The following is a 5,854-nucleotide window of genomic DNA, read 5'->3' as shown; positions in this document are numbered from 1 at the left end:
AGCAAGCGATGTTTCGCTCTATGCCGAAGACACGTACAAAGCACGGATGGAGCCGCGCCGCGTTAGCGGCATCTATGCGGCACCGAGTGGCCGCCAGGCCATGTCTTTCTGTCTTCTCTTCTTCTTATATTTCTTTTTCCTTTTCCTTTTCAGAGCCTCGGGAAGCCCCGACTGGCGCGGGTTCCCGAGGCCTATTCTGACAAATTTCCAACTTCATCTGACAAATTTCCAACTTCATCTGACAAATTTCCAAGTTTATCTGACAAATTTCCAGCTGACACGACCTTGACGCGTGTCAGAACGCCCGATATATAGCAATGAAAAAGGCCAGGCGGGGAGTCGCAATCCCCGGCCTAGCCAATAACCACTAGCCGACCTGAAAGGGAGGTCGTTCATGGCCGAGAGACAACTAGCCTTGCCAGGACCGATAGTCAAAAAGTCAAACCACATCGCTCGCTGCGCGTGGCCCGCCAAGTCAGTGTTTGAACCGCGCCTGGTGGCGCTGGTCGCATCTCGCGTAACGGTCGCGGATGAAGACTTCAAAGAGTACGAAATCCCCGTGGACGAGCTCTTCCGCGAAGAGGGCGGGGCGACGCACCGCGCCATTGACGAGGTGTCCAAAGCGCTGATGAGCCGGACGATCCTTATCCCCGATCCCGACGGCTGGACCATGTACAGCGTCTTCTCCAAATGCCGTTACAACCGCAAAAAACGAACCGTAACGGTCCGCTTCGATCCAGACCTGAAGCCCCATTACCTGGCCCTCAAGGGCCACTTTACGCAGTACAGCCTGTTTGAGTTCCTGCTCCTGCCGAGCGTGTACTCGCAGCGGATTTTCGAGATCCTGAAGTCATGGCAACCCACCCATGCGGAGATCACGCTGCCAATCGAGGACCTGTACAAACAGCTCGCCGTACCGGAGTCCCACCGCGCGGACTTCGCCGCCTTCCGCCGCCGGGTGCTGGAAAAGGCCCACAAGGACATCCACAAGCACACCTCGCTCCGCTTTGACTGGGAGCCGGTACGCCAAGGGCGTGTAGTCACGGGCGTCCGCTTCGTCTTCACCCAGGCCAGGACAGCTCCCATTGCCGCCGCGAAGAAGAAAAAGGCCGTCAGCGACGAGTCTCAAAAGCGAAACCAGGCAATGATCCAGGCGCACAAATGCTACGCGCAGTGCCATGGCCAGTGCACGCCCCGGCCGGGGCTCCTGCAATGCGACGTCTGTAAGCGGTACGTCCAGCCGAAGGCATAAAAAAGGGGCCTTTTGGCCCCTTCCTTGGTTTACCTTTCGAACAAATCTGTATGCCGCCCGGTGCGTTCAAACCGGACGACGTTGCCCTCGATTTTGTAGAGCAGCAACCAATCCGGCTCGATATGGGCATCTCGAAAACCGCGCCAATCGCCCTTCAGGGGATGGTCCACGTAGCATTCGGGCAGCTCTGCCCCTGCGATGAGCAGGCCCAACAGGGTCTTTAGCTTGCCCATGTCCTTGCCGCGCCGCTGGGCCTGCTTCACATCGCGCTTGAACTGGCCAGAGTATTCAGCCTCTCGCATGCTCAAATCCCAAGCTGTTGAAACAGGTCATCGGCGTCCTTGGCACTGTGTACATCCTCTCCGCGCTCGCTCTTGGCCAGCGTCTCCGCCGTAAGAGCGTTGGGCACGCGCATATCGAACGGCAAAGCCTTTTCCTTGGCGATCTTAGTCAACGCGATCCGCACCACGTCGGATACCGTCAGCCCCATGTCCGCCAAAACCTCGGCGGCCTCATTTTTCACCGCCTCATCCACCCTCGCCCGAACAAATGCCGTTGCAGCCATAATGACCTCCCTTTTGTAGCTCATTTAAGCCACAAGATCGTGTGGGTCAATGAGCAGACCTTTTAGCCCCTTCCAGTGGTTATTTCTTCGCCTTGCCTGACGGCAGTTCTTCCAACCTGTGGGGAGCAAGCAGAGGCTTCTGTGCGGCTTCCAGGGCCGTGCGCAGCTTCGACAGCTCATCCTTGTGAGCGGACCGCTCTGCGGCCATCTCGGCGCGAATCTGTGCCACTTCCTCCTTGTGTGCCTTGCGCTCGGCGGCCACAGCCTGCTCCAGGGACTCGATGCGCTGCCTGGCGGCCACCAAGTCGCCCTGTACGGAGGCCTTCGTCTCCGCAGCGGCATCCACTTTGGCCCCTGCCGTAGCCAGGGCCTTTTCGGCGGCAGACAGCTCGGCCCGGAGCTGGGCGACGCCATCGCGGTGCGCCTGCCGCTCCGTTACCAGCTCCTCGCCCTGGGCCTTGGCCAACGCGTCGGCCCTGGTCAGAGCCTCGGCATGGGCCTTGAGGTCCGCCGCCTGCGCCGCCACATCGGCGGCCAGCCGCTTGGCTTCGGCCTGGGACGCAGCCAGGGCCTCGGCCTGGACCTTGAGGTCCGCCCGTGCAGCCTTCAAGGACTCCTTGAGGCCTTCGCGATCCTGGGCCAGTTCCGCCCTGGCTGCCTTCTCGGCCACCAGCTCGGCCTGGGTGCCGCGCAGCTCCACCGCTGCCGCCTGCCGGGCTCCCTGGGCCTCGACCAGCTCCACCTTCAGGGTCTTGATTTCGGCAGCCTGCTCCTCGATCCAGCGGTCCTTGGCCTCTGCTGTGAGCTGGACCTTGGCCAGTTCCAGACGCGCCTCCTCGGCGCTCCGACGCTCCCGGTCAACGGCTTCCACCAGGCGCTGAATCTCGGTAGCGTGCGCCGCTGCCGTGGCGGACGCCTGGTCCCGCTCGGTGGTCAACGTGGCCACCTCGGCCACCCGCTCGGCCACGGCCTGCTCCAGGGTCTGGTTTTCTGTCGCCAGGTCCACGGCTGTGGCCTTGGCCACCACCAGGTCGCCCTCTACCTCCGCCCGCGCCCGCGAGGCCGCCCGCTCTATTTCCTGGGCGATGGACAGGACCAACTCCCCAGGCAGCTCAGGGGCCGCTGCCTGTGCCTGGGGCCTGGCGTCGAGCCAAGCGTTCAGAAATTTGTGGACCGTGGAAAGCGAGCCGCTGCCAAGGGCATCGCGCACGCCGCGCATAGTTGGCCGCTGGCCATCCGCGATCATCTGGTCCGCCACTTGGGCCACCTGCTCGTATGTAATCCCTGCCATGTTATCCCCCCTGTATCGTAGTGTAACGTGTAACGCGAACGAACGCCGTAACGCATTTGTTACTCGTTACAGTTACACTTGTCAACCTGTTTTTTACAGTTACAGCTCTGGCCCGTTCCACTCCTGGGACTGTTCGGCCTCAGCATCGAGGCCACGCAGGAGGCATGAAAAAAGGGGCCTCTTGGCCCCTTACATGCGGAATTTGGCACTCGGCCCTTGTTCTTGCTCCCAGTCCTGCCTTTCGTCTGCTTCTTCCAACAACCGCTGTTCCCTTGCCGCTTGTAGCTGCAAGCGCAGCTCCTCCTGCATGAGCAGCATCAACTCTTCATCATGCCCGTACTCGTCTTGCAGATAGTCGCACGCTTGATCTTCGCAGTTCCGCATTTCCGCCTCAATCTCGCTGCTGTAGCAGCTCACGATCTCGGTCACCGCTTGCTTCTGTGCGTCGGTCAACATTCTCTTCTCCTGCTTTTTCTTGCCGCCCTGCATCGGCGTCTTGGGTTCCAGCTCTAAGCGCTCGCGCTCGATCTGTTGCTCGACCTCGCGCAGTTCCTGCATCGCTCCGTTGGCCTCTTGGACATCCCGCCAGTGATCTCCTCGCTCGGTCTGTATCCCTCTCTGCTCCATAGCCCATGCTTTTGGCCCTATATGGGGCTGTGGGAGGCGATCAGTGACGCCTTGGGCCTCTAGGGTCCGATGATCGACTCGGACGCCGTAGCCGGCTTTCTGGAGCGCCTGGTTGCATGCGTCAGCCCAGGCCGCCCTGGTTTCGTGCAGCCACGCCCTCGGCTGCATGGTTCGAGTCTTCCGCGCCCCGCCACCATGAGCGCGCTTGAACCACGTGTCCGGAGCGCGGTCCTGGCCGTCAAACGCACGTTCGTTAAAGACAGCGTGCACGTGGGGCTGACGGGGGGAATGGATCGCGAACGTGTACGGCAGCGACCCGGCGACGTCCGCGACCTGGGCGCGGGAGTCGAGGAACGACCTGGCCAGGTCGAGCTGCTGCTCCTTGGTCAGCTCCCGTGGGAGCGAGAACTCAAGCTCGTAGTAGAGCTTGCCGTTTGCGGCCTCGTGCTTGTCCGCCGCCTCCCAGAAATCCGTGTGCCCTTGCCGTGCCCAGGACGGCATGTTCCTGGATTCGGCGTGCACCAGGTCCCGACGCCACGCGTATTCGCTCTGCCGCGTGATGTACGCGGCCTTGCTTCTCGCATTGGCCCCATTTCGCCGGGAGCCGACCTTGGCGGTCAGGTGATAAATGGCCATTTCTTCTCCGGCGGCTTGCCGCCGTGGTTTTTCAGCCTCGCAGAGCGCACGCGAAAGTCCGAAGGACTTTTGCTGTAAGTGCGCCCTGCGGGGCTCTTTTTTTCCTGAACCCCCTAGAGCAGATCAGGAATTGACAACCAAAATTTTCCATGCCAGCCCATCATATACCGATCTGAACAAGGGGTGTCAACCATGACCACTACGTCGAGCCTGGAGCGTCTTGAAGCCAAGAAACGCGAACTTGAGGCGAAAATCGCCACCGCCAAGGCAAAGCTGTCGAAAAAATCCCGGGCAGAGGACACGCGCCGGAAAATCCTTGTTGGCGCCGCGATCATCGCCGCGAACAACACCGAGGATCCACGCATGCCCGACGCGCTTCTCGCCTCGCTCCTGGGCGAGTACATCACAGCAGCCCGTGACCGGTCCTTCCTTGGCCTCCCTCCCCTGCCTCCCTCCCCGCCAGAGGCCAACTAAATTAGGCCCCTTCGGGGGTCTTTTTTGCCCCTGGGGGGTCTCCCGGCCTGGGGCCGGGGTGGGCGGAGCCTGGAGCGATGCACCGCGCCCTGGGCGGTGGACCGAGCAGGAAAGGCATGGGGGGCACCCCGCAGCTTCGCGGCGGGGCGACCCTCTTGGGGCCTGCGCTGTCGTCCAACACGAATGTGCCGGGGCCTTTTAACGACATCCCCCGCGACCGGCGGGGGCGGTATCCTCCGCCCCTAGAGGTCGAGGAACCGCCCCGAGGGGGCGGACACTTAGTGATTGGGACGGGCAAGGTCGTTTTCAATCAGCATACGAACGTAGCGTGTGTACGGGACCCCTTTGGCCGCGGCCTTGGCTTTTACAGCCTCCAGCAGACCCACGGGGATGCGCATATTCAACGCGCCCTTCTTGGGCTCAATTTCAAACTGCATCGGCTTGAACCCGGAAAGGTCGTACTGCGACAGATCGGACTCCTCGACAAACTTTTCGGCTTCCGCATCGGTCCGCAGCGACGGCATCTGCTTAGACTTGGCCTTCATAGTGCTCGACCTCCTTTTTGTGCATGTAGCGGGCGCTAATCGGCCGCAGCATCGTCCCCCCGTCGAGCTCTCTCAGCATGAAGACGAGGAAGACATATCGCCCGGCCTGGGTTTTCCCGATGGCCCGCATACGCGGTTCGTCGGGACAAGGATCTGGCATAACGGCGGGCTGTCCCAACAACACCTCTTCGATCTCTTCCTGGGACACGCCATGCTTGCCGCATTTTGGCCAGTTGCCATCGTCCCAATCGAATCCTGTAATTTCCATAAGCACCGTGTAGTCATTTGTGTAGACAACGGCAAGTCAGCGCGGGTGCCTTTCTGCCTTTGGAGCGCAGCGACACCCTCAATGCCTGTCTTTTTGCCTTTAGCAAGCGATGTTTCGCTCTATGCCGAAGACACGTACAAAGCACGGATGGAGCCGCGCCGCGTTAGCGGCATCTATGCGGCACCGAGTGGCCGCC

At 61.2% G+C, this 5,854-nt stretch carries 9 protein-coding genes; 3 read left to right on the top strand and 6 right to left on the bottom strand.

Annotation, left to right across the window (positions count from 1 at the left end):
* Both H4684_RS20900 and H4684_RS20175 read left to right on the top strand, forming a co-directional pair.
* Window positions 1-289: hypothetical protein (locus H4684_RS20900; RefSeq protein ID WP_225940587.1), on the top strand; the 289-nt coding region annotated here is incomplete at its 5' end.
* A 105-nt stretch (window positions 290-394) separates the two neighbouring features.
* Entirely contained in the window at window positions 395-1,252 is an 858-nt protein-coding gene (locus H4684_RS20175; protein WP_192625132.1) for a replication initiation protein, read from the top strand.
* A gap of 29 nt (window positions 1,253-1,281) precedes the next feature.
* Here H4684_RS20175 and H4684_RS20170 read toward each other — a convergent pair whose 3' ends face one another.
* From H4684_RS20170 to H4684_RS20155, 4 genes are all read right to left on the bottom strand, one after another.
* Window positions 1,282-1,554 (bottom strand): type II toxin-antitoxin system YafQ family toxin, encoded by a 273-nt coding sequence (locus H4684_RS20170; RefSeq protein WP_318779667.1) that lies wholly within the window; start codon window positions 1,552-1,554, stop codon window positions 1,282-1,284.
* A 2-nt stretch (window positions 1,555-1,556) separates the two neighbouring features.
* The gene (locus H4684_RS20165) at window positions 1,557-1,817 is read right to left on the bottom strand and encodes a type II toxin-antitoxin system RelB/DinJ family antitoxin (protein ID WP_192625130.1); all 261 of its coding nucleotides are present in this window, start codon (window positions 1,815-1,817) and stop codon (window positions 1,557-1,559) included.
* A 79-nt stretch (window positions 1,818-1,896) separates the two neighbouring features.
* Entirely contained in the window at window positions 1,897-3,108 is a 1,212-nt protein-coding gene (locus H4684_RS20160) for a DNA-binding protein (RefSeq protein WP_192625129.1), read from the bottom strand.
* Between the two features lie 189 nt (window positions 3,109-3,297).
* Window positions 3,298-4,371: a MobA/MobL family protein gene (locus H4684_RS20155; protein WP_192625128.1), complete on the bottom strand. Its 1,074-nt coding sequence runs from the start codon at window positions 4,369-4,371 to the stop codon at window positions 3,298-3,300.
* Between the two features lie 192 nt (window positions 4,372-4,563).
* Between H4684_RS20155 and H4684_RS20150 the strand changes: the two genes are divergently transcribed.
* The gene (locus H4684_RS20150; protein ID WP_192625127.1) at window positions 4,564-4,845 is read left to right on the top strand and encodes a mobilization protein C; all 282 of its coding nucleotides are present in this window, start codon (window positions 4,564-4,566) and stop codon (window positions 4,843-4,845) included.
* Window positions 4,846-5,123: 278 nt separating this feature from the next.
* Here H4684_RS20150 and H4684_RS20145 read toward each other — a convergent pair whose 3' ends face one another.
* Together H4684_RS20145 and H4684_RS20140 are read right to left on the bottom strand one after the other, a co-directional pair.
* Window positions 5,124-5,390 (bottom strand): CopG family antitoxin, encoded by a 267-nt coding sequence (locus tag H4684_RS20145; RefSeq protein ID WP_192625126.1) that lies wholly within the window; start codon window positions 5,388-5,390, stop codon window positions 5,124-5,126.
* Complete coding sequence (locus H4684_RS20140) at window positions 5,374-5,658, bottom strand: BrnT family toxin (protein ID WP_192625125.1); 285 nt, start codon at window positions 5,656-5,658, stop codon at window positions 5,374-5,376. Before H4684_RS20140 ends, H4684_RS20145 begins: the two co-directional genes overlap by 17 nt.
* Window positions 5,659-5,854: the final 196 nt, after the last annotated feature.

The sequence above is a fragment of the Desulfomicrobium macestii genome (genome assembly GCF_014873765.1).
Classification (GTDB): Bacteria; Desulfobacterota; Desulfovibrionia; order Desulfovibrionales; family Desulfomicrobiaceae; genus Desulfomicrobium; species Desulfomicrobium macestii.
Note: the sequence above shows the minus strand (reverse complement) of the source record. Positions and strands in the feature narration are given on the sequence as shown.